Consider the following 22,313-nt stretch of genomic DNA (forward strand, 5'->3'; position numbering starts at 1 on the left):
TTTTCTATTAGTTCAGCTAATCTTGATTTGTTTTTTTCTAAATGTTCATTTTTTACTAAAGTTAAAGCTGCATTAGCTAAATCTCTTACCATACTTTCTACATCACGACCAACAAAACCAACTTCAGTATATTTACTAGCTTCTACTTTAATAAAAGGCAAGCCCATTAATTTAGCAATTCTTCTTGCAATTTCTGTTTTACCAACACCTGTGCTTCCTATCATTAAAATATTTTTAGGAACAACATCATCTTGCATACTTTCTTCAAGCTTTAATCTTCTATATCTATTTCTTAAAGCAATAGCAATTACCTTTTTAGCTTTTTCTTGACCTATTACATATTCATCTAAAAATTCAACAATTTCTTTAGGTAACATCTGCATTCTTAATCCCTTAATTCATAAGTAGTTATATTTGTGTTTGTATAAATACAAATCTCTCCTGCAATTTTAAGACTTTCTTTAACTAAAGTTAATTCATCTAAATTTGCATGATTATGCAATGCTCTTGCAGCACTAAGTGCGTATGCTCCACCACTTCCAATAGCACAAATGCACTCATCTTGTGGCACAACTACATCGCCTGTCCCGCTTAATAAAAAGATTTGTTTTCTGTTTAAAACTATCATCATAGCTTCAAGTTTTCTTAAGTATTTATCTTTTCTCCACTCTTTTGAAAACTCAATAACAGCTCTTTCTAAATCTCCTTTTTTACTCTCAAGCATTTTTTCAAACATATCAAATAAAGTAAAAGCATCAGCAGTGCTTCCTGCAAAACCTGCTAATACTTTTCCTTCATAAAGCTTTCTAAGTTTTACTGCATTACCCTTTAAAACCGTATTTCCAAAAGTAACTTGCCCGTCACCACCAATTACTGAAGCATCTTTTCCTTTATAAGCTAAAATCGTAGTAGCGTGAAACATTAAGCACCTTTTACCACTACTACAAATTCAGCAACAATGCCATGACCTAATTTTGCACTCACTTTATACTCACCTTCTGCTTTAATAGCATAATCTTGAATGCTTTTTTTATCAAGTTCAAGGTTGAATTGCTCTTTAATAGCGTGTGAAATTTCATCTTTTGTAACTCCACCAAATAATGCTCCATTAGCACCTAATTGTTTTTTAATAATAACTTTTTTATCAGCTAAACTATCTTTTAATTTATTCATTAATTCAAGCTCATATCTGTCTTGCTCTTCTTTTTTCTTTAAATCACTTGCGTGTTTTCTAAGCACTTCTGTGCTAGCAACTTTTGCAAAACCTTTACCAATTAAGAAATTTTGACCATAACCATCTTTTACTTCCTTAACTTCTCCGGCTTTACCTAAGCCTTTTACATCTTTAATTAATAAAACTTTCATAATTTCTCCTTTTTGTAATATTATTGATTGTAATAAAAAAAAGTATATTTTACGCAAATTATTATGTGGAATTTAAATCTATAATGAATGATTTAAATTCTAATACTTTATTTGATTAAGTATGTCGTAATTATAGCAACCCATCTGCTCGCCTAAATCACAAGCTTTTTTACTTAATTTAAGCGCTTTATTATAGTCTTCTTTTACACCTTCACCATTAAAATAAGCAAGAGCTAAATTATTGCAAGCCATAGGATATTCTCCATCACAAGCTTTTTCATATAATTTAATTGCTTTATTGTAATCTTGTTTTACGCCTTTTCCTTCGCTATACGAAACGCCAGCATTATAACAAGCATTAAAAACTTCTCCATCGCAAGCTTTTTCATACAACTTGATTGATTTACTATAATCTTGCTTTACACCTTGTCCAATATAATAAGAATTACCTAAATTATAACACGCTTCAAAAACATCTGCATTACAAGCTTTTTCATATAAGTTATTTGCTTTTTTGTCATCTTGTTTTATACTTTTTCCATTTTTATATATCCAGCCTAAACCAAAACAAGCACCAAACTCATTTGCATCACAAGCTTTTTTAAATAATTTAATTACTTTTGAATAATCTTGCTTTACATATTTTTCTTGACTATAAATATAACCTAAAAAACTGCAAGACTTAAAATTATCTTTAGCACATTCTTTTTCCCAAATTTTAGCAGCTTTTTCGTATTCTTTATTTTTATAATACTCTAAACCTTGATTAGCAAAACAAAACACGCTAATAAATACAAATAATAAGAATTTTCTCATTTTTATTCTTTAATATCTTTTTGATAATTTTCTACAGCTTTATTCCACATCAGTTTATATTTGCGTTTAAGATATTCAATTTCTTCTCTAGCTAATTCTAATTCTTTATTTAGAGTATCTATTATTTTTCTATCTTCATCATAAAGCTCTTGCATAGAATAAAGTGCTTCTTTTAAAAAGGCATTTTCGCCCCTTAAAACTTCTAAAGTCTCATCCTTTGCATCTAAGACTTTCTCGTGAAGATTAAGAATAGTTCCTATTGTCTTTTCTATAAAATTACCTGCAGGGGTATTTGCAATATCTTGAACTTCTATGTTTTTATCTTTTACAGGAACGATTGCAAAAGTCCCTGCATTTGCTTCTATTAAAAGCTTTTCATTTTCATATTTGTGTTTTAATGAACCACTTTTAATCATAGCCATTACAACTTCTTCATTCAAATGAACTAATTTGCAAAATTCACTAAGTTCAAGATATGTTTGCATAAAAAACTCCTATGCTCTTAAAAAGCTAAATTCTGGCAATAAAGATGGGCTTAAAATCTCATTTATATTGCCACTATGTAATTCGCCAAATTCTTTGTTATTCTCATTTATAAGCTTTTTAAATTTGCAAAAATATTTATCATCACGCTTATAAATTTCGCCTATTTCATTATTTACTAATTCAATATTCGCATTTAATGGAGCAAATATTTCGTATTCATAATCTTTTTTAATAATTCCCTTACTAGCTATGCTTTTACCATTTTCGCTAAACCCATGCACTTGCATTGTGCCTTGCATTATTGAAGTTTCGTGATTTTGAGTATCATCTTTTTCATAAGGTCTAGCCATTAAATACCCATCAGTAAATCCACGAGATTTTAAAGTATTTAACTCATCATCATATTTTTTTGCATCAAATTGATTATTTAAAGTATCAATTACAGCTTGTTTGTAAGTTCTAGTTGCACAAGCTACATAATATTCACTCTTAGTTCTTCCTTCTATTTTAAAGGCATTTATGGCATTTTTTTCCATAATTTTGTCTATATAATTAGCAAGTTTTAAATCTTTAGAATTAAAAATATGTGTTCCTAAATCATCTTCTACTATTCTAAATAAAGCATTATTTTCTGGATTTTTCGCATATAATTCATAAGGAAATCTACAATCATTAGCACATGCACCAAGATTTGAGCGTCTTCCACTCTGAACTGCTGATATTAAACACCTTCCACTATAAGCAAAACACATTGAGCCATGCACAAATGCTTCTATTTCAATATCTGCATTTTTTGCTATATCACAAGCATCTTTTAAGCCTAATTCTCTAGCAATTACAACTCTTTTTGCACCTAATTCTTTATAAACTAAAGCATCTTCATAATTTAAAATATTTGCTTGAGTGCTAACATGGATAGGAATATTAGGAGCTATTTGTTTTGCTAATCTCATAGCACCTATACTAGCGATTATTAACGCATCAGGTTTTAGCTCGGCAAGTAAGGCTAAATGTCTTTTAAGACCTTCTAGTTGTGCACTCACATGAAAACCATTAACCGTTGCATAAACTTGCACACCTTTGCTATGAGCATATTTTATACCTTCTGCAAAGCTAGTTTCATCAAATTCTTTAGCAGCACGAGAGCGCAAAGAAAACGATGAAAGTCCTGCATAAACAGCATCAGCACCATAATTTACAGCAATTTTTAATTTTTTTAAATTACCTGCTGGAGCAATTATTTGTGGAGTTAGCATTATTTTTTACCTAATGATGCAATTAATGCTTCAATATCATCATTTGTAACCAAATCAGCTGTGCTATCTCCTTCAATATGAACAGCACTACTAACTCTTTTTTCATCATCAATTCTACCTTCAAACAAGCTATTCATATACTTAGATAACGCTCTCATTACATTAATTACACGCTCAATTTTTTGTCTATGAATATCTTGATATTGCATAGCATCCATTGCCATCATAGCTTCATCTTGTCCCATTGCTAAATTATCTAATGCTTCATCAATTTTTGCTAATTGTTCTTTGCATTCAGCTAAACATTCACTAAATTTATTAACATTAGGAAATTTCTCATTTAAAGTTGTAAATAACTCAACTTGATTTTGAACTGATTTTTTAAAGGTTTTTATAATCTTTTCAGCAGTTGCAAAATAATCCATCATTGTTTCAATTTTTTCAAGTAATTCAGTAGCTTTAACTTCACTATCACGAGTTACATCATCTAATTGATTTACAACCTTATGATCTTCTGTTGGTGGTGGTGGTGGCCAAGATTTCCTTGAATCTGGTCTATATGATTTATATTCTTCTTCTAAACTCAATTCTTCATCTTCTAAATCTTCAATTGCTTCACTAGGCTCTACAACTTCTTCTTTTATATCATTAACAATTTCATCTTCAAAATCATCAAGCCCACCAGCCATTAAAGCATCTAATTCTTCTTGCGTCATTATTTTTCTTCCTTAAAATAATACTTAATTAAAAAATATTAGCTAAAATCATAGCTAATCAAATCTAACTTAAGGTTAAAAAAATGGCTAAATTTGTAAATAATGTTACCGAATTCTTTGATTTTTGCGTAAGCAATGAAATAAAGTTTGTAGATTTTAGATTTACTTCTCTTGATGGCACTTGGAATCATCATACATACACTATGAAAAGTGTAACAAAAGATACACTTACTAATGGAATTCCTTTTGATGCAAGCTCGTATAAAGGATGGCAACCAATTGAAAAAAGTGATATGATATTAATCCCTGATGTTACAACAACTTTTATTGACCCATTTACAAGCGACAATACCGTTATTGTAATCTGTGATATTTTTGATGTTTATAAAAATGATTTTTATGAAAAATGCCCAAGAACAATAGCAAAAAGAACTCTTAAAATGCTAGAAAGTAGTGATATTGCTGATACTGCGTATTTTGGTGCTGAAAATGAATTTTTCATCTTTGATGATATTAAAATCGTAGATACAATGAATTATGCTATGTATCAAATAGACACAGAAGAAGGTGAATGGAATGATGGTAAGCATTATGAAGACGCTTATAACACCGGTCATCGCCCAAGAAGAAAAGGTGGTTATACTCCAGTTCCTCCTGTTGATAGTATGCAAGATTTAAGAGCTGAAATGGTTCAAGTTTTAGAGCGTGTTGGTATTGAATGCTTTGTTCATCACCACGAAAACGCACAAGGTCAAGGAGAAATCGGGGTTAAGTTTAATACTTTAGTAGAAGCTGCTGATAATGTTCAAATATATAAATATGTAGTAAAAATGGTAGCTCATCTAAATGGTAAAACTGCTACATTTATGCCAAAACCACTTCATCTTGATAATGGTAGCGGAATGCACGTTCATATGAGCTTATTTAAAAATGGCAAAAACTTATTCTATGATAAAAGTGGCTATGCAGGACTTAGCAAGACTGCAATTCATTATATAGGTGGGGTTTTAAGACACGCAAGAAGTGTAACAGCATTTACAAATCCAACTACTAATTCTTATAAAAGATTAATCCCAGGGTTTGAAGCTCCATCAATTCTAACTTACTCTTGTCAAAATCGTTCAGCTAGTTGTAGAGTGCCTTATGGAATTAACGAAAAAAGTGCTAGAGTTGAAATGCGTTTTCCTGATAGTTCTAGCAATGTGTATTTGGCATTTTCATCAATGCTTTTAGCAGGTCTTGATGGAATTAAAAATGAGCTTACTGCAGCTGGACCTATGGATGAGAATTTATTTAAATTAAGCCTTGATGAAATTAGAGAAAAAGGAATAGAGCAATTACCACATACTCTAAGGGGTGCTTTAGAGAGCCTAATCCGTGATAATGCTTATTTAAAACCTGCTTTTACTGATGTTTGCATACAAGATTATCAACATATGAAGTTTAAAAATCAAGTTTGGCCAGTAGAACAACGCCCAACTGCATATGAATTTAAAACTACATATTCTTGCTAATTATTTAGAGGTTGAAAAACCTCTAAAGTATTAATCAATTTGAACGCTTTTTACCCTACTAAAATTATCATTTTTTGCAAGACTTAGTCTAATTATACTATCTTCATTAGCAATTAAACTATGATTAATATTAGCAGCTACTTTTATACTCATCAAATCTTTTAGATTTATACTTTTATTATCAATTACAAACTCAATATCCCCTTTTAAAACCTGAACCACAATCACTCCTGGAGCTTTATGCTCTTGCATAATTTTACCTTTTGGTAAAATAATTTGGATTTCTTTGTTTGCTTCATCATCATAAATTGGAGTTATTTTTAACTCACTTGAATTACCTTGCCATTCTTTTACTTCATAAATTACATTAAATTTCATAAAATCTCCTTTGAATAATTTTAGGAGTATTTTACTCTTTAAAGAAATAAAAAGACTTGATTTATCTCATTTGTTCTAATACAAATTCAGGTGTCATTTGTTTCATACAATTGTGGTGCTTTAAAGGGCATACTTTTTTAGCACAAGGAGAACAAGGCAAAAACAATGAAAATAACTTACCATTATTACAAAAAGGATATGTTTGTTTTGTATTCGTAGGTCCGAAAAATGCTAGAACTTTTATATTAAAACTAGCACCTAAATGCATAATTCCACTATCATTTGCCAATAAATAATCAAGGCTAGAAACTGCTAAAGCCAATCTTTTAATATTAGTTTTACCACACAAATTAATGGCTTTTATATCGTATTTTTTAAGCTCATCTTCAATAAAATTACAAATTCCAGCTTCATTATGAGTCCCAAAAAGTATTATTTTATGCTCTTTAAAAGTGCTAGCAATTTTTGCAAAATAACTAGGCTCATAGCATTTAGCAGCACCATAATTAGCACCAGCTGCTATTCCTATTAGTTTTCTTGTTTTAAGCTTTTTAAAAGGTAAAGCTGTGTTTAATTGTTCATCCAATCCAAGTGGCTTTATTAGATTAAAATATTTTAAAACTTGATGAGTATTATCACTTTTGTTTGCTTTAAAATAAAATTTTTTCTTAGCATTTAATATAAATAACAAAAACTTAGATGACAAACTTGCTTTAAATGAAATTCCTAAATCAAATTCTTCTTTTAAAGCTTTAATTTGTTTTAATCTTTGTTTTTTTATCTCTACTACAATTTCACCTAAATCCTTATAAAGCTCACAAGCTACAAAACTTCCATAAAAAGTAATTTTTGCATTAGGATATTTTTTAATTAAAGCATTAATAGCACCAGCAGCCATAATAGCATCGCCTAACCAATTAGGTAAATATATAAAAATTTTCAATACTCATCCCCATAAAATGTCTTAAATCTTTTGTGAAACCAAAAATACTCACTAGGATTTTTCTCCCACATTTTTTTAGTGCATTCTAATTGATAAAAGCTAAGTTCTTCTATTGTTTTTTCACTAGCCTTTAATGGCTTAAAAAACTCTATACAATAACCATCGCTAATTTCATAAATATAAACAGGCAATAAATAAGCATCACACCTTTTAGCTATAAGACTTGCTGCATTGCTTTGAGTAACTTTTCTACCATATAAAATAAACTCGCTACTTTCTTTAATATGTGCGTCTTGATCGCTTACAATTCCTACTAATTCATTATTGTTTAAAGCCTTAATCATAGGTCTTAAAGCATTTGTTTTTTCTATTAGTTTTACTCCGAAATTTTCTCTATATTTAGTAAGTATGGCATTAATTTTTGCACTCTCTAAAGCTCTTCCAATTATATTAATTTTACAATTATACTTAATAGCAACAGCAGATGGCAAAATCTCCCAATATCCATAATGTGCTGTTGTAAAAACTATTTTTGCATTAGCACTTAATAAATCTTGTAAATATTCTTCGTTTTTGAATAATTTTATTTGTTTTAATAATTTTTCTTGGCTTATATTTTGATTTTTTACCATTGATAATATATAAAAGGCAAATTTTTTATAAACTTGTTTGGTAATTTCTATACTTTTTGGAGCTTGTGTGAGTTTGCAAAAATGCTCTAAGTTTTTTAAGATTATATTTTTATGTTTTTTATTAATTCTAAATGCTAGGCTACCGATTAAATTAGCAAAGAATTTTAAAATCTTATTGGGAATTAATTTTAGTAAAAAATTAAAAAAATAAAAAATAAAAATATATAAATAATCTCTCATTTGCTAAAAACCTTATTAATAATATCTAAAACTTTTTCTTTATTTACATCGCTAAATTTATAAAAATAATGTTGTAAATTAGATGGACTTATTAATCTTTTTGCAGGTTTTTTATCACATTCGTTTAAAAAAGTTATATTAGGACGATTTAAAACCACAGCAATATGAGTAGTCCCGCTATCATTTCCTATGATTAATTTTGCTAATTTGCTTAAAAACACTAATTCATTTAATGAAATTTTAGGCAAGACTTTAGCATTTTTACATTCTTTTGCAATCTCATTTGCTCTATCAAGTTCTATTTGAGAACCCCAACTAAGCAATATTCTATAATCACAATTTTTACAAATATCAATCAATTTTTCTAAAGGGAGCATTTTATTTATTTTACTTGAGCCATTATGTAATAATATAAATTCATCTTCTATTAAAGGCTTTATTTTATTCATAATATTTTGAGTTTTTATCTCATCATAAATTAATATATCGCTAGTTACTAACTCATCATTTTTAAATTCTTTTAAAGCAAAGCGAGTTAATTCAAGGCTTCTTTTATACACATTTTCTAAATAATCACAATTGCAATGGTTTTTATAAAAATAATAAGCTAACTTTTCTCTTAAACCATTTTTAGAATATCCATAAGAATTTGCGCTCAAATAATTTGCTAAAAAACCTGATTTTATTCTTCCTTGATAATCAATACTAATATCATATGATTTTTTTAAATGTTTTATCTCTTTTAATGCTTTTATTGGGTGTTTTTTGAGTGGTAACGAATAAATATTATCAAACCAAATAAGTCCATCAAGTAAAAAATAAAACCTAGAATCTACAAAAAAATCAATCCTAGCTTTAGGATATGCAGCTCTTATATAATTAATATGCCATAGCATATGAAAAATATCGCCCATTGCACTAAGTCTAATTATTGCTATTTTCACTTAAATCCTTTGAAATTACACTTTCAAATTCCTTGATTGCTTGTTCATTTGAAAATTGTAATTTTATTTCTATTCTTCTGCTTGCTTGTTTATCTTCAACGCCATCTTTAAATTTTAAATCATTATAGCTTTTGCCAACTGCTACAAGTAATTTTTCTAATCTTTTATCATTATAAAACGAATTAATAAATTTCATAATCTCCAAAGCTCTTTTTTGAGATAACTCAAGATTATAAGTAAATCCACCAACGCTATCAGTATGTCCTTCAATCACTATACTATCAATATTAGCTAGAATTTCAGGTGAGCTAAGCAAGGCATCAAAATACTTAATTAGAGTTTTTTTAAGCTCTTCTTTTGCACTATCTTTAATCAAATACTCCGCACTATCAAACAAAATACTAGCATTTAAGCTAATACTGCCTGAATTAAGATTGATTAAAATATCATTTGATAATTTATTTTGTAAAGCTTGAATTAATTTTGTTTTATTATTTTTAAGCTTTTCGTATTCAACCTTAAACCCACTCAATTGCTTTGCTAATTCGTCTATTTTATCATCTTTATTTTTTATTTTTATTTCAGTATCTTCAAGATTTTTAAGTAGCATTAAAATCTGTGCGTCTTTTTTGTCAATATTGCTTAATAATTCTTCCTTGTTTTTTGCATTTTCATCTAAATTAAGAAGCAATTTTTTAATATAATCATTTGCATCTTTATTTTTATTTAGCTCATCGTTTAATGAAATATTGAGTTTTTCAAGCTCTTCATTTAACGAGCTCAAAAGCTCATCTTTGCTAATTATTAAAGCTTTTGATTCATCTAAATGTTTTTGTTCATTTTTTAGCTCATTTTGTGTAAAAATATATTTTAAAACAATAGCACTAAGAACTAAAATAAATACAAACAATAATCCAGCCATCAAATCAGCATAAACTATCCAAAAATTATTATTATCTTTATTACGCATTATTTATTTTATTTAATACCTGATTTGCTTCTTTACTAAGGTTTTCAATATCAGCTTTTAATTCATCAACTATTCTAAATTCGTGTTTTTCATCTTCATAAATATTTTTAAAATCTAATAATTTAGCTTCTAAATCTTCTTTTAATTTAGCAAATTCTTTCAAGCTATTTTCAATTCTTGATGAAAATTCATCTATCTTTTCTTGCATTTGCTTAGTATTTTTATTGCTTAATTCTAAAGATTTTTGAGCTAAATTTGTATGAACTATCGCAATTTTTTCATAAGATTTAAATAATTCTTTAAAACCTGTAAATTTATCTTGATGGAGTTTTGATATTTCATTAAAAAACTCATTATCATAAAGCTTTGATAATAATAAATTTGTATTAGAAAATAACTCACTATTTTTTCTAAGAGAAATTCTTTCTAATTCTTCTTTACTCCAAAAATATTTTTTACTATTAATTCTATAATTTTCTTTAAAATTATTAATTTTAGCAATACCAAGTCTTGAATAAAACATCCACCAAATAGTAAGAAAAATCCCATAAATTGAAACATAAAAAGCAGTTGAAATTCCACTAAGCAATAAGCTAATTTCTCCTTCAAGCGCAGCTGAACTACCTACTTTAAAATCAGGCATAGATATTGCAATACTTATAAATGTTCCTAAAATTCCAATCATTGGAAAAACAGCACTAGCAATATATCCAAATGAAAGTGGCTTTAGCTTATGTAAATAATTATCAAAAAATTCATCAAAACTCACATTAGCCTTACTAATTTCATCAATTCTTAAAGAATTATCTTTAATAAAATCTTTTAAATCATTTTCAAAAATTGACGAATTCTTTTTAATTTTTGCATATACACAATATTCATTTTGCGGTGCAAAAAACATAGCAAATACTAAAAGCACAGCACACATTATAATAGTATGTAATGGCATAATAAGTTTTATAATATTTAAATAAGCTAAAATCGCTAACACGAAGACTAATAAAGGTAAAAAGATTAAAAATAAAAAAGAAGAAAATACACTTTTCTTCTTTTTAACAATTATTGTTTGCAAGATTAATTCCTATTCATACAATTTAACTCGCTAAACGCTTGTAAAAGGCGTTTTTGCATAGATTTTTCTCCAGCAACTAACCACATTCTTGGGTCATAATATTTCTTATTAGGCTTATCATCGCCTTCAGGATTTCCGATTTGTCCTTGTAAATATCCGTGATTTTTTACTTCATATTCACGAACACCATCCCAAAATGCCCATTGAGTATCAGTATCTATATTCATTTTAATTACGCCGTAATTGATTGCTTCAGTGATTTTTTCTGCTTCACTACCACTTCCGCCGTGGAATACAAAATTAAGTGGTTTTGCACCCTTTTGTAAATATTCTTGACAATTATGCAAAATTACTGGCTCAAGTCTTACATTTCCTGGTTTATAAACCCCATGAACATTACCAAAACTTGCTGCGATTGTATAATTTGTCCCAATTTTGCTTAATTCTTTATGAGCTAGTGCTACATCGCTTGGTTGAGTGTATAATTTAGCATTGTCAATATTTGTATTATCAACTCCATCTTCTTCTCCACCAGTGCAACCTAATTCAATTTCTATACCGATTTCTAATGCGTTAAATTTCTTAAAATATTCGCAAGAAATTTCAATATTTTCGTTTAAACTTTCTTCGCTTAAATCAAGCATATGAGAACTAAATAAAGGTTTTTTATGAATTGCATAAAATTCTTCATTTGCCTTAATTAAATCATCTATCCAAGGTAAAAGTTTTTTTGCTGCGTGATCGGTATGTAAAATAGCAACTACTCCATAAGCAGCTGCTACTTCATGCACATACTTTGCACCTGCAATTGCCCCAATTACTGCTGAATTAGGACAATCTTTTCCTGCAAAAAAACTTGCTCCGCCATTACTAAATTGAATAATAATAGGCGAATTTGCTTCACGAGCAGCTTTTAATGCGGCGTTTATAGAATTTGTTCCTACAACATTTACTGCTGGAATTGCAAATTTATTTTCTTTTGCGTAAGCATAAACGCGCTCTAAATCTTTACCATAAATAACACCTGGTTTTACCAATTCTAAAACACCCATTATAAATCCTTATTTAACTTGTAAGCCTGAATTTTTAATCAAATTCTCAACTTCGTTTTTAATTAATTCTTTATGTTTTTCATTTTTTAAACCATTTTCAATAAATGGAGTTGCTTCTTGTAAGCTTCCTTGTCTGCTAGCTCTAAAATCTTCTCCTAAGATTACATGAAAACCAAATTGAGATTTTACAGGTTCTGACACTTCATCTTTTTTAAGTTTTTTAGCTGCATTGAAAAACTCAGGAACTAATTCATTTGCACTCATATAAGGTAAATCGCCACCCATTGCTCCTGAACCTTTATCAAGTGATTTTGATTTAGCAAGTTCGCTAAATTTAGCTACTAATTTATCTCCTTTAAGACCCTTTAATTGTTTTAATATTTCTTTAGCATCAGCTTCACTAGCAACTAAAATATGTTTAGTTTTTACAGCTTCAGGAACTTTAAAATCATTTAAATGTTCATCATAATATTTTTTAATTTCAGCATCACTTACCTTGATACCTTCAAATTTTTTCAATAAATATTGTTGAGCAAGTAATAATTCTTTTGCACTATTTAAAGCTGATTGAAATTTCGCATCTTTATCTAATTTCATTTTTTCAGCTTCTTTAGCAAAAAGTCTTTTTGATAATACATCTCTTATTAAACCATCTTTAACTTCTTTTGGAAGCGCACTTACATCGCTTATTTGAAATTGAGCTAAATAAGGTGCTAAATCATCGCTTGTAATTTCTCCACCTTTATAAGTTGCAACCACAGCTGCATTTAAGCTTACACCACATAAAAGTCCTGCTAGAACTAATGAAATTTTTTTCATAATATCTTCCTTTTTCAATTGATTTGATATATCATTTTACAAATATTGTGTAAAAAAATAGTAAGATAGTAATTATGAGAAGAAGAGAAAAAGAAATTAAAAATAGATTTTTAAATAATTATAAAAACGCAAAAAGTGAATTAATTTTTAATAATGATTATGAACTTTTAGTTTGTGTTATGCTATCAGCTCAATGCCTTGATAGTAGGGTTAATCTAATAACACCAAGTTTATTTGCAAACTATCCTGATATAAATTCTTTAGCAAATGCAAATTTAATGAATATAAAAGAATTAATTAAAAGTTGTAATTTTTATCAAAACAAAGCTATAAATCTTATCAAAATGGCAAAAAGTGTTGTGGAATTTCATTCAGGAATTATACCTATGAGATTTGATGATTTGATAAATCTTGCAGGGGTTGGAGAAAAGACTGCTAATGTGGTTTTATGCGAGAGTTTGGGTGCAAATGTAATGGCTGTAGATACTCATATTTTTAGAGTTAGCAAAAGGTTAAAAATATCAAATGCAAAAACTCCTAATGATTGTGCTAAAGAGCTTACAAAACTATTTAAAACTGACCTTGATAAATTGCATAAAGGAATGGTTTTGTTTGGAAGATATATTTGCAAGGCTAAAAAACCTGATTGTAATAATTGTTTTTTAAACGATTTATGTGATGAATATAAAGAGCAAAAGAACTCTAATAATCAATAAAAAACATTATTTTATAATATTTATTGTTTTAATTGCTATATTTTGTTTGCAAGTGCATTTGAAATTCTTAGATTTTTGCGAGTTTTTAGAACAAGATAGTTATGAGTTAAAAATAAACAATAATTATTTAAAAACTAAAAATAATAAAAGTTATTATGTTCTAGCACTTGCATATAAAGATGTTTTAATATACACAACTACTAAAAAAGAAATTAAATCCAATCAAATCAGCTTAAAATTCGCAGCTAAAAATAAGCTTAATTTTTATGAATACTTACAAGCTAGATTTTATTTACCAAGCTATGCTTTAGAAGAATTAGATGAGATTAAAGAAAACGCTTTTGTAAGTTATTTTATAAATCAGCACGAGAATTTAACTATGAAGCAATTTTTTGGAGCTTTATTTTTTGCAAAAAGCATTAGCAAGGATTTAAGAGATAGCGTAAATTACTATGGAATTGCACATTTACTAGCAATATCAGGCTATCATTTAGGGCTTATTTATTCCATATTTTTCTTTATATTTTCAATTATTTATAAATATTTTCAAAAAAGATTTTTTCCATATAGGTCAATTCATTTTGATTTAGGAATAATTATTTTCATAATCCTAGCCTTATATTTTTATGAAATTGGTCTAGTTGCAAGCTATTTTCGCTCATTTATAATGGCTATTTTGGGATTTTATTTTATAATTAGAGCAATTAAAATTCTTAGTTTTTCACATTTATTTTTAGCATTTTTTATTTGCATTGCTATTAATCCTAGCTTTTTATTTAATGTAGGATTTTTCTTCTCTTGTCTAGGGGTTTTTTATATATTTTTATTTATTTATCATTTTAATGCTAATTCACTTACAAAACTAATCTGCCTTGAACTTAGCACCTTTTTTGCAATGGTTGCACCTGTTTTATACTTTTTTCCATTGCTTAGCTTTCAACAATTATTAGGGATTATTTTAACTCCTATTTTTGTGATTTTTTATCCTTTAGTTTTGTTTTTACATATTATTAATTTAGGAGATTTATTGGATAAATACTTATTAATATTTTTAGATTTTAAAATGTTTGCAATTAATTTTAAATTGGAATTTAAATATTTTTTCATTTATTTAATACTTAGTTTTTTATCAATTTTTCATAGGTATTTAGCAATTTTTGTTATAAGTTTGAACTTAATATTTTTTATTTATCTAGGATTTTTATGAAAAAGATTTTACACATTTTAAAAACAATCATTAATGTAAGTGATAAAGGTATTTTACAACACGCTAGCTCGCTTTCTTTTTATAGTGTTTTAAATATTATTCCGATTTTATCTTTAAGTTTTTTTGTATTCGCTCATATGCCAAGTTTTAAAGAACAAAGCAGCCAATTAAATAATTTTATATTTAGCTTAATTTTGCCAAACCAAGAAGCAAATTCTGTAAATTACATAGAGCAATTTTTACAAAATAGCACAAAACTTGATGTAGCAGGAATTATCGCTATGGTTTTTGCTTTATTTATGTTTTTTAATGCTTATGAAAATACCATCTCGCACATTAGCAATACTCCCAAAAAGGGCTTTTTTTCATCACTTAGCACATATTGGTCGCTAATTACTCTAGCGCCTTTAGGATTATTAACTAGCTTTTATTTAAGTTATAAAATTCAAAAATATATAGATGCAATAGGACTTAAGTTTAATTTCTTAGGGATTTTACCTTTTTTAATCATTTGGGCTTTGTTTTTTGTATGTTTTCATATATCAATTAATAAACATTTAAATCCTAAAATCATAGCTCTAGTAAGCTTTTTAGTAGCTTTAGTTTGGAGCATTTTTAAAAGTCTTTTTGTATTTTATATATCACTAAATAAAGTGTATGCTAGCATTTATGGTAGTTTTTCTGCTGTTTTATTTTTCTTTATATGGCTTTATTTTTCTTGGATAATTTATCTTAATGGAGTAAGAATTAGTTCTTTACTAAACACAGATAATGCAAAAACAAAATCAACAAAATAGGAACTAAATTCCTATTTTAAAATCCATAATTGTTTAATTTAAATTATATAAATATATTTAATAATTTTATAAATATTTTGCTAATTTAAAATCGCTAATTTGACTATATATTAGGAATTTCAGAATATTTTTTCAAAATTTATTTTTTTTAAGTAAAGTTTAAGATTGTAGGAGTAGAATGCCGGCGCATTTTAATTAAAAAGGAAGAAAAAATGAAAAAGTTATTAGTTTTAACAGCTATCTTAGGTGCATTTAGTGCAGGTTTATTCGCAGAAGAAAATACAGACGCTACAAAAGTTCAACCAGTAGAACAAACTCAATCAGTAGAAAATGCTGATGCAAACGCACAAGCAGTTGCAGTTGAGCCAGAAGCAGAAAAAAAAGACGCTGAAAGCAAATAATTTCTAAGCTACCTTTTAGGTAGCTCTTCTTTATATATCAATCAAAACTTTATTAAATAAAATCTCAAAATTATTACAAAATTACTCACTTTTTTAAAAAAACAAAATTAATTGCTTATATTTGTAACAAATTAAATATTTTAAGACAAAATAAAGCGATTTAATAAAAGGAGTTTTAATGGAAAAAATCAATCTCGGTATTGCAACTTTGCTTAGCAATGATAATGGCACTAGTGTGCTTGAACTTAATTTTTATAGCACATTTATTTGTATTATGTTGGTTCTTATTTTAGGAAGAGTTGTAACAAATTGCTCTAGCTTTCTAAGAAATTATGATATCCCAGAGCCTGTAACTGGTGGTATCATAGTAGCATTTATTTTATTCTTATCTAGTTATTATGCAAATTTTACTGTAAAATTCGCAGAAGATATAAAAACCCCACTTTTATTAGCATTTTATGCAACGGTTGGGCTTAGTGCTGATTTTAACAGTATTAAAAAGGGTGGAAAATTGCTAGTAACTTTTGCTATTGCTGTTTTTGCTCTATTAGTAGTTCAAAACGCAATTGGTGTTGGAGTAATGAGTGCTATGGGTGAAAATCCATTAATTGGTTTATTAGGCGGTTCAATTACACTTAGTGGTGGACACGGAACTGGTGCTGCTTGGGGAGCTACATTTCAAGAATCACCTTATAACTTCGCACAAGCAACCGATATAGCAATGGCGTGTGCTACTTATGGACTTATTGCAGGTGGTTTAATTGGAGGTCCTATGGCTAATTACTTAGTAAAGAAATTTAATCTAAAAAGCGATGAAATAGAAAGTAGTGAACAATCAAGTGATGAAGCATTTACGAGTCCGCAAAAAGTAAGATTAATTACAAGCTATAGTTTTATTACAAGCTTAAGTTTAATTGCTCTTGCTTTAGTGATTGGTAATGCGATTGATTATGCGTGTCAAGCAGCAAATGTAGCTACAAATAAAGAAAATGGCTTTTTAAAATTCTTAGATAGTATGCCAACATTTGTATGGTGCTTATTTTCAGGTATTATTATTAGAAATGGCTTTAGCTCACTAAATATTCATAAAGTATTTGATAGAGAAGTAGGTGTGATAGGAAATGTGGCTTTATCATTATTCCTTGCTATGTCAATTATGACTTTAAATATCGTTGAACTTATAAAATTAGCTGTTCCAATCAGCGTTTTATTAATAATTCAAACAATAGCAATTATTATTTATGTAAGATATGTAACCTTTGTTATTTGTGGCAAAAACTACGCAGCAGCTTGCCTTGTAGCAGGACATTGTGGCTTTGGTATGGGTGCAACTCCAACCGCGATTGCAAATCTTCAAGCAGTAACAAATCACTTCGGACCTTGCAAAATAGCATTTATTATCGTTCCTATTATGGGTGGATTTTTAGTAGATATTGTAAATGCTCTTATTGTTAATGGCTTTGTTGGATTTTTATTTTAATTCCTAGATTTTCTAGGAATTACATTCTTTTGGGGTTTTTAAATCAGGTAAAGTAAAATTAGCCTTTTTTAAAAGCTCTAAAATCTCTTTAGTATTTTCATAATTTATCTCATAATAAATAAACGCCCCATCTCTACTAGCTATTAATAAATCAGCATCTTTTAATATCTTTAAATGCCTTGAAATCCTAGATTGAAGCATCATAAAACTCTCACATATCTCACATACGCAACATTTTTTATGAATATCTAAAAAAGCTAAGATTTTAAGCCTAGTTTCATCATTTATAGCTGCTGTATAATTTAATAAATTTTTCATTTTAATCCTTAATAAAATAAATAAAGTAAAATTCCAAAAATATTTGCCATTGATAAAATACTAATGATAAATATTATCATCATACGAATTTTAAACATTGACCTAAGTAAAATTAATTCAGGCAAAGAACAACCCCCACCAGCTATTAAAAAGCTAAAAAATATACCGATAGGAAACCCAACATTTATTAAAGTTACTCCCAATGGAATAATCAAGCAAGTTTGTATATAAAGCAACAAACCAACAAAACTAGCCAAAAATATACCATAAATTCCAAAACTAGATAAATAATCTTTAATAAATTCAACAGGCATAAAATTATGCAAAAAAGCACCTATTAACATACCAAATAATACATAATAAAAAATATCCTTATATGATTTTAAAGACTTGTATAAACATTCATACAAATTAAGCTTGGTATTTTGATTAAATTGAAATTCTTTAGTTACAATATCTTTTAATAGCAATCTTGCAGGTATTAAACCTATTAAATAGCTTATAATAAATACAAATATAACTATATAAATAATGTAATAAAAAGTTATGCTAAAACCAAATGCACTAAGTAGCATAGTAATTAGCATAGGATTAATTAATGGCGAAGTTAGTAAAAAAGCGCTAGCTACTCCGTGATTAATATTGTTTTTAATTAAAGAATTAAAAACAGGTATAGTTGAACAAGAACAAAAAGTAGTAATTGAGCCTAAAAATATTGCTATAAAATATGAAAAAATATTATTTTTTAAATATTTATTAAAGCTATATCTTGAATTAATATAAAACATAATCATATTGATAAAAATAAATAAAAAGCTTATTTCAGCAGTTAAAAACAAAAACTCATAAAAAGTTTCTAATAATTTCTCACTTGTAAATTCCATAAAAATCCTTTTTCAAAATAAAATAATTTTGAAAATTTATTATAGTATTCTAAATATCAAGTTATCTTGATATATTATAAATATATTAAATACTTTTCACAAGATTTCAATCAAAATAGCTATGAGAATTTAAAATTAAGAATTTTTATAAATATTTTAATTACTAATACAATTTTTACTATTTTTAAGCTTTTTTTTAGGATTTGGCAATTCATCAACCATTGCTATTACAATCATACTCAAAAGCTCTTTATCTTCTTTATCAAACAAAACCATCTCATTTTTTGCACCCTTAAAAGGCAATAAAAAAGTAGGTTCATTTAAGTATTTCAACACTGATTTTGTAGGTTTTAATAATAATTGATTATCAAAAATACCACCTATAACCTTATCTTTATAATACAGCATATATTCACTAAACATATATTTATATCTTATATTCAATCCATCAAACAAGTCTAAAACATACTCTAAATAATCCTTAATTTTAGCTATAAATTAATCTTTCTTAAAAATAGCAATAAGTAAAATTAAAAATTATGTTTAGTCTAATTACTATATGATTATGTATAAGTTAAATTGATATAAAGTTAAATTATAAGTAAAATAAATTGTATAAATAATAAAACTTTTTAAAGTAACAAAATCAAAACATATTAAAAATTACTATAAAATATTGTTCTTATAAATCAAAAATAATTCCAAAATACTAATTAAGTAAAACTAATAATTTATCTCTTAAAAATAAAGCATTTATATCTAATATTTAGTAGAAAATATTTTAAAAATAGTATTAAACACACAATTTTTAAATATTTTTATACTAAATAATTTATTTAAAATATATTTTTAATTATATTTAACACGAAAAATTGTGCTAAATATAATTTATTTTGTATTATTTTTTCATCTCTATTGCGCGTTTTAGCATTTGATCGGCTGTTGTGATGCTCTTAGCGTTTGCTTCATAAGCCTTTTGAAAAATAATCACTTGAGTAAGCTCCGTGCCTAAATCCACATTGCTTTGCTCTAAATAATTTGATTTGATTTTATATGAGTTTATTACATTACCATTTGCGTCGGTAAAAAATATAGGATTTCCACTATCAGGAGTAGTGCTGAACTCATTTTCTCCATTTTTATGTAAGCCTTGCTCATTTACGAAATTAAACACTGCAAACTTAGCTACAGCTTGAGATTTACCATTGGTAAAATTAGCTAATATATTGCCCCTTTCATCAATAGCGTAATCTTTTAAAACTCCTGCTGGATAGCCGTTTGCTTCTACATAACGCTCTATTTTTGCATTATCAATACAAGTTAATCCATCATATCCACCCTTGCCATCAACTCTTGGGCTTCCTAGATTTAGATTTATTCCATCTATTTGATTTAATTCATTTGTATTTAATGAACCATCGGTATTAAAAATAATATTCCCACTAGCTTCACTAATAGTATTTCCTTGAGTATCTTTTAAAATAGCAGTAGCTTTGAAATTAAGCTTATCAATAGCTTGTATTTGCAAATCAATTTTTCTAATATTTCCATTCACATCATAAGTTGCTATATCAAATTTATTATTAGCACCTACATTAATAGTCTTTACTTGCCTTGCACTAAAGCTATTTACATTCCCACTAATTGTCTTTTCTAAATTCCCAAACTCATCAGCAAATGCTTCTATAGTATCGCTTCCATCTCCCCTATCAACTTCTAATAAAATTCTAGCATTAGGCTCAAGATTACTTGCTTTAAAAGTGCTTTTATTATTATCAATTTCTAATTCAATATTATCAAGATTTATATACTTATCTTCTTCGTGAAAAGCATTGCTAAGATTTGCTTTAATATTTACATTTGTAGTTGCTACTGCATTCATAAAAAGTGTTCTTGGCAATGTTATAGGAGTTTGTGCGTTTGGTGCGTTTAGTTTAATATCTAAATCATTATTAGATATTGTAAAACCAGCATTTGAACTAACTTTTCCAAACATTTCTTTAATATTTTCACTCATAGCACTCGCATTAAATCCAGCATTCATAGTCCCTAGCACAAATCTTCCAAAACTATCAACCAAATTAAAATCGCTATCAATATTAAAAGCCCCATTTCTAGTATAATAAGTATTACCATCGTAATCTTTTATGCCATAAAATCCCTTGCCTTCAAGTGCTACATCAAAGGTATTTTGACTAGAAACTAAAGCTCCTTGTTTTTGAGAAAAAGTTGAGCTTAAACCACTTGCAGCAAGTCCGACTTGATTTGCCCCAAAATTATTTAAGCCACCAACATCATTGCCTGTTTGATAAAATATGTCTTTAAATTCAGGCATAGCAGCCTTGTAGCCAACGGTGTTTATGTTTGAAATGTTATTAGCTAATAAATCCATTCCAAAACTATGAGTTTTTACCCCACTAACCCCGTTATAAAATGAACGCATCATAGTTTTTCATCCTGAAATTGTGCTATATCATCAAAGCTGATTTTAATACCAGAAGCGTTTAAATAAGCCTTGCCATCTTCAAAAGTAACCCCATCAACCTTAAAATAACCACTAGGAATTTGAACTATATTTCCGTGTTCATCTTCATATTGAGCTACGAATTTAAAATCGCCTTTCTCTCTAATAGTTCCATCTTCATATCTAGTATCCCAAATAAAATTATTATTACCTTTTTGAATAATGTCTTTATCAACTTTAATTGAGTCAATTTGCTCTTTATTTGAGTTAAATACACCTATTACTACATCATTTGGAGCACCATTTGGAAAGTATAAGTTAAACGGCAAATCAACAGCCTTACCATCGTGAGTAAAGGTATCTTTTTTAAGCACAGCCATTTTACCAACTGCATTAATCATACCAATTCCTACACTATTGCTAAGTAATTCCATTCTCTTAGCTAATTCATCCATAGTTTTATTAGTTTTTTCTTGAGTTTCAAGAGCTGCTAGTTGGCTTGTTTGAGTTAGCATTTTATCACTATCCATTGGACTTGTTGGGTCTTGATGCTTTAATTCTTCAAGTAATAATCTCATAAAAGCTTCTTGAGAAATCTTAGAATTTGGATTAGTTCCATCAGCTTCTTTTAAGGCTTTTGCATCTGCTTCTTGCTTTTTTACATCACTTGTATGAACGGTATTATCAAGACTAAAGCCCTCTGATTTTTGCTTATCAGAAAGCGTATTAGCATTTTGTGCAGCGATACTTGTATTAACACTCATAGCAGTATTATTCATAGGTGAAATTGCCATTTTCTATCCTTGTTTAAAAATATTTTTACTTATATAGCAAAGTGTGTTC

26 protein-coding genes are annotated in these 22,313 nt (G+C 27.7%); 6 read left to right on the top strand and 20 right to left on the bottom strand.

Annotation, left to right across the window (positions count from 1 at the left end; genetic code table 11):
* From AVBRAN9334_RS00995 to AVBRAN9334_RS01025, 7 genes are all read right to left on the bottom strand, one after another.
* On the bottom strand, window positions 1–383 hold a 383-nt coding region (locus tag AVBRAN9334_RS00995), incomplete at its 3' end, for an AAA family ATPase (protein ID WP_336606775.1).
* Window positions 384–385: 2 nt separating this feature from the next.
* Window positions 386–922 (bottom strand): ATP-dependent protease subunit HslV, encoded by a 537-nt coding sequence (gene hslV, locus AVBRAN9334_RS01000; RefSeq protein ID WP_214115754.1) that lies wholly within the window; start codon window positions 920–922, stop codon window positions 386–388.
* A complete protein-coding gene (gene rplI, locus AVBRAN9334_RS01005) occupies window positions 922–1,365 on the bottom strand; it encodes a 50S ribosomal protein L9 (RefSeq protein ID WP_214120108.1) in 444 nt (147 codons plus the stop codon). Before rplI ends, hslV begins: the two co-directional genes overlap by 1 nt.
* A gap of 99 nt (window positions 1,366–1,464) precedes the next feature.
* The gene (locus AVBRAN9334_RS01010; RefSeq protein WP_336606776.1) at window positions 1,465–2,181 is read right to left on the bottom strand and encodes a tetratricopeptide repeat protein; all 717 of its coding nucleotides are present in this window, start codon (window positions 2,179–2,181) and stop codon (window positions 1,465–1,467) included.
* A 2-nt stretch (window positions 2,182–2,183) separates the two neighbouring features.
* Window positions 2,184–2,666: a DUF3972 domain-containing protein gene (locus AVBRAN9334_RS01015; RefSeq protein WP_336606777.1), complete on the bottom strand. Its 483-nt coding sequence runs from the start codon at window positions 2,664–2,666 to the stop codon at window positions 2,184–2,186.
* Window positions 2,667–2,675: 9 nt separating this feature from the next.
* Window positions 2,676–3,923, bottom strand: coding sequence for a peptidase U32 family protein (locus AVBRAN9334_RS01020; protein ID WP_214115758.1), 1,248 nt, complete (start codon window positions 3,921–3,923; stop codon window positions 2,676–2,678).
* Window positions 3,923–4,639: a chemotaxis protein gene (locus AVBRAN9334_RS01025; RefSeq protein ID WP_214115759.1), complete on the bottom strand. Its 717-nt coding sequence runs from the start codon at window positions 4,637–4,639 to the stop codon at window positions 3,923–3,925. The genes AVBRAN9334_RS01020 and AVBRAN9334_RS01025 overlap by 1 nt, the downstream gene beginning before the upstream one ends.
* An 83-nt stretch (window positions 4,640–4,722) precedes the next feature.
* Here AVBRAN9334_RS01025 and glnA point away from each other — a divergent pair, with 83 nt between their 5' ends.
* The gene (gene glnA / locus AVBRAN9334_RS01030; protein ID WP_336606778.1) at window positions 4,723–6,153 is read left to right on the top strand and encodes a type I glutamate--ammonia ligase; all 1,431 of its coding nucleotides are present in this window, start codon (window positions 4,723–4,725) and stop codon (window positions 6,151–6,153) included.
* A 30-nt stretch (window positions 6,154–6,183) separates the two neighbouring features.
* On the opposite strand, the gene AVBRAN9334_RS01035 is transcribed toward glnA, so the two are convergent.
* From AVBRAN9334_RS01035 to AVBRAN9334_RS01070, 8 genes are all read right to left on the bottom strand, one after another.
* Window positions 6,184–6,531, bottom strand: a complete 348-nt coding sequence (locus AVBRAN9334_RS01035; RefSeq protein WP_336606779.1) for a cupin domain-containing protein — start codon at window positions 6,529–6,531, stop codon at window positions 6,184–6,186.
* 61 nt (window positions 6,532–6,592) lie between these two features.
* A complete protein-coding gene (locus AVBRAN9334_RS01040) occupies window positions 6,593–7,474 on the bottom strand; it encodes a glycosyltransferase family 9 protein (RefSeq protein WP_336606780.1) in 882 nt (293 codons plus the stop codon).
* Window positions 7,471–8,346, bottom strand: a complete 876-nt coding sequence (locus tag AVBRAN9334_RS01045; protein WP_336606781.1) for a lipid A biosynthesis lauroyl acyltransferase — start codon at window positions 8,344–8,346, stop codon at window positions 7,471–7,473. Before AVBRAN9334_RS01045 ends, AVBRAN9334_RS01040 begins: the two co-directional genes overlap by 4 nt.
* A complete protein-coding gene (locus tag AVBRAN9334_RS01050) occupies window positions 8,343–9,290 on the bottom strand; it encodes a glycosyltransferase family 9 protein (protein WP_336606782.1) in 948 nt (315 codons plus the stop codon). The genes AVBRAN9334_RS01045 and AVBRAN9334_RS01050 overlap by 4 nt, the downstream gene beginning before the upstream one ends.
* Entirely contained in the window at window positions 9,271–10,260 is a 990-nt protein-coding gene (locus AVBRAN9334_RS01055; RefSeq protein WP_214115765.1) for an OmpA family protein, read from the bottom strand. Before AVBRAN9334_RS01055 ends, AVBRAN9334_RS01050 begins: the two co-directional genes overlap by 20 nt.
* On the bottom strand, window positions 10,253–11,332 hold the full coding sequence (locus tag AVBRAN9334_RS01060) for a MotA/TolQ/ExbB proton channel family protein (RefSeq protein ID WP_336606783.1): 1,080 nt from the start codon (window positions 11,330–11,332) through the stop codon (window positions 10,253–10,255). Before AVBRAN9334_RS01060 ends, AVBRAN9334_RS01055 begins: the two co-directional genes overlap by 8 nt.
* 2 nt (window positions 11,333–11,334) lie before the next feature.
* Complete coding sequence (fbaA, locus tag AVBRAN9334_RS01065; protein WP_214115767.1) at window positions 11,335–12,384, bottom strand: class II fructose-bisphosphate aldolase; 1,050 nt, start codon at window positions 12,382–12,384, stop codon at window positions 11,335–11,337.
* A 9-nt stretch (window positions 12,385–12,393) separates the two neighbouring features.
* Window positions 12,394–13,203, bottom strand: a complete 810-nt coding sequence (locus tag AVBRAN9334_RS01070) for a peptidylprolyl isomerase (protein ID WP_214120118.1) — start codon at window positions 13,201–13,203, stop codon at window positions 12,394–12,396.
* A 74-nt stretch (window positions 13,204–13,277) separates the two neighbouring features.
* Here AVBRAN9334_RS01070 and nth point away from each other — a divergent pair, with 74 nt between their 5' ends.
* From nth to gltS, 5 genes are all read left to right on the top strand, one after another.
* Window positions 13,278–13,919, top strand: coding sequence for an endonuclease III (gene nth, locus AVBRAN9334_RS01075; RefSeq protein WP_214115769.1), 642 nt, complete (start codon window positions 13,278–13,280; stop codon window positions 13,917–13,919).
* Window positions 13,882–15,126: a ComEC/Rec2 family competence protein gene (locus AVBRAN9334_RS01080; protein ID WP_336606784.1), complete on the top strand. Its 1,245-nt coding sequence runs from the start codon at window positions 13,882–13,884 to the stop codon at window positions 15,124–15,126. Before nth ends, AVBRAN9334_RS01080 begins: the two co-directional genes overlap by 38 nt.
* Window positions 15,123–15,923, top strand: a complete 801-nt coding sequence (locus tag AVBRAN9334_RS01085) for a YihY family inner membrane protein (protein ID WP_214115771.1) — start codon at window positions 15,123–15,125, stop codon at window positions 15,921–15,923. The genes AVBRAN9334_RS01080 and AVBRAN9334_RS01085 overlap by 4 nt, the downstream gene beginning before the upstream one ends.
* 212 nt (window positions 15,924–16,135) lie before the next feature.
* Window positions 16,136–16,324 (top strand): hypothetical protein, encoded by a 189-nt coding sequence (locus AVBRAN9334_RS01090; RefSeq protein WP_214115772.1) that lies wholly within the window; start codon window positions 16,136–16,138, stop codon window positions 16,322–16,324.
* A 178-nt stretch (window positions 16,325–16,502) separates the two neighbouring features.
* Window positions 16,503–17,804 (top strand): sodium/glutamate symporter, encoded by a 1,302-nt coding sequence (gene gltS / locus AVBRAN9334_RS01095; protein ID WP_336606785.1) that lies wholly within the window; start codon window positions 16,503–16,505, stop codon window positions 17,802–17,804.
* Window positions 17,805–17,816: 12 nt separating this feature from the next.
* Here gltS and AVBRAN9334_RS01100 read toward each other — a convergent pair whose 3' ends face one another.
* The 5 genes from AVBRAN9334_RS01100 to AVBRAN9334_RS01120 all read right to left on the bottom strand — a co-directional run bounded on the left by AVBRAN9334_RS01100 (window position 17,817) and on the right by AVBRAN9334_RS01120 (window position 22,264).
* Window positions 17,817–18,122, bottom strand: coding sequence for an ArsR/SmtB family transcription factor (locus AVBRAN9334_RS01100; RefSeq protein ID WP_336606786.1), 306 nt, complete (start codon window positions 18,120–18,122; stop codon window positions 17,817–17,819).
* Between the two features lie 8 nt (window positions 18,123–18,130).
* The gene (locus AVBRAN9334_RS01105; RefSeq protein WP_336606787.1) at window positions 18,131–19,006 is read right to left on the bottom strand and encodes a permease; all 876 of its coding nucleotides are present in this window, start codon (window positions 19,004–19,006) and stop codon (window positions 18,131–18,133) included.
* Between the two features lie 156 nt (window positions 19,007–19,162).
* Window positions 19,163–19,462 (bottom strand): competence protein TfoX, encoded by a 300-nt coding sequence (locus tag AVBRAN9334_RS01110; RefSeq protein WP_336606788.1) that lies wholly within the window; start codon window positions 19,460–19,462, stop codon window positions 19,163–19,165.
* A gap of 442 nt (window positions 19,463–19,904) precedes the next feature.
* On the bottom strand, window positions 19,905–21,452 hold the full coding sequence (locus AVBRAN9334_RS01115; protein WP_336606789.1) for a flagellar hook-basal body complex protein: 1,548 nt from the start codon (window positions 21,450–21,452) through the stop codon (window positions 19,905–19,907).
* The gene (locus AVBRAN9334_RS01120) at window positions 21,449–22,264 is read right to left on the bottom strand and encodes a flagellar hook capping FlgD N-terminal domain-containing protein (RefSeq protein ID WP_336606790.1); all 816 of its coding nucleotides are present in this window, start codon (window positions 22,262–22,264) and stop codon (window positions 21,449–21,451) included. Before AVBRAN9334_RS01120 ends, AVBRAN9334_RS01115 begins: the two co-directional genes overlap by 4 nt.
* Window positions 22,265–22,313 lie beyond the last annotated feature (49 nt).

This window comes from Campylobacter sp. RM9334, assembly GCF_020138145.1.
Taxonomy (GTDB): domain Bacteria; phylum Campylobacterota; class Campylobacteria; order Campylobacterales; family Campylobacteraceae; genus Campylobacter_E.

Excerpts from the sequence above, each read along its gene's own strand:
- AVBRAN9334_RS01025 (WP_214115759.1), bottom strand. The coding sequence starts at position 4,639 with ATGACGCAAGAAGAATTAGATGCTTTAATGGCTGGTGGGCTTGATGAT.
- AVBRAN9334_RS01035 (WP_336606779.1), bottom strand. The coding sequence starts at position 6,531 with ATGAAATTTAATGTAATTTATGAAGTAAAAGAATGGCAAGGTAATTCA.
- AVBRAN9334_RS01020 (WP_214115758.1), bottom strand. The coding sequence starts at position 3,923 with ATGCTAACTCCACAAATAATTGCTCCAGCAGGTAATTTAAAAAAATTA.
- AVBRAN9334_RS01080 (WP_336606784.1), top strand. The coding sequence starts at position 13,882 with ATGAATATAAAGAGCAAAAGAACTCTAATAATCAATAAAAAACATTAT.
- rplI (WP_214120108.1), bottom strand. The coding sequence starts at position 1,365 with ATGAAAGTTTTATTAATTAAAGATGTAAAAGGCTTAGGTAAAGCCGGA.
- AVBRAN9334_RS01120 (WP_336606790.1), bottom strand. The coding sequence starts at position 22,264 with ATGGCAATTTCACCTATGAATAATACTGCTATGAGTGTTAATACAAGT.
- AVBRAN9334_RS01115 (WP_336606789.1), bottom strand. The coding sequence starts at position 21,452 with ATGATGCGTTCATTTTATAACGGGGTTAGTGGGGTAAAAACTCATAGT.
- nth (WP_214115769.1), top strand. The coding sequence starts at position 13,278 with ATGAGAAGAAGAGAAAAAGAAATTAAAAATAGATTTTTAAATAATTAT.
- AVBRAN9334_RS01100 (WP_336606786.1), bottom strand. The coding sequence starts at position 18,122 with ATGAAAAATTTATTAAATTATACAGCAGCTATAAATGATGAAACTAGG.
- glnA (WP_336606778.1), top strand. The coding sequence starts at position 4,723 with ATGGCTAAATTTGTAAATAATGTTACCGAATTCTTTGATTTTTGCGTA.
- AVBRAN9334_RS01085 (WP_214115771.1), top strand. The coding sequence starts at position 15,123 with ATGAAAAAGATTTTACACATTTTAAAAACAATCATTAATGTAAGTGAT.
- AVBRAN9334_RS01045 (WP_336606781.1), bottom strand. The coding sequence starts at position 8,346 with ATGAGAGATTATTTATATATTTTTATTTTTTATTTTTTTAATTTTTTA.
- AVBRAN9334_RS01015 (WP_336606777.1), bottom strand. The coding sequence starts at position 2,666 with ATGCAAACATATCTTGAACTTAGTGAATTTTGCAAATTAGTTCATTTG.
- AVBRAN9334_RS01055 (WP_214115765.1), bottom strand. The coding sequence starts at position 10,260 with ATGCGTAATAAAGATAATAATAATTTTTGGATAGTTTATGCTGATTTG.
- hslV (WP_214115754.1), bottom strand. The coding sequence starts at position 922 with ATGTTTCACGCTACTACGATTTTAGCTTATAAAGGAAAAGATGCTTCA.
- AVBRAN9334_RS01010 (WP_336606776.1), bottom strand. The coding sequence starts at position 2,181 with ATGAGAAAATTCTTATTATTTGTATTTATTAGCGTGTTTTGTTTTGCT.
- AVBRAN9334_RS01105 (WP_336606787.1), bottom strand. The coding sequence starts at position 19,006 with ATGGAATTTACAAGTGAGAAATTATTAGAAACTTTTTATGAGTTTTTG.
- AVBRAN9334_RS01070 (WP_214120118.1), bottom strand. The coding sequence starts at position 13,203 with ATGAAAAAAATTTCATTAGTTCTAGCAGGACTTTTATGTGGTGTAAGC.
- gltS (WP_336606785.1), top strand. The coding sequence starts at position 16,503 with ATGGAAAAAATCAATCTCGGTATTGCAACTTTGCTTAGCAATGATAAT.
- fbaA (WP_214115767.1), bottom strand. The coding sequence starts at position 12,384 with ATGGGTGTTTTAGAATTGGTAAAACCAGGTGTTATTTATGGTAAAGAT.
- AVBRAN9334_RS01090 (WP_214115772.1), top strand. The coding sequence starts at position 16,136 with ATGAAAAAGTTATTAGTTTTAACAGCTATCTTAGGTGCATTTAGTGCA.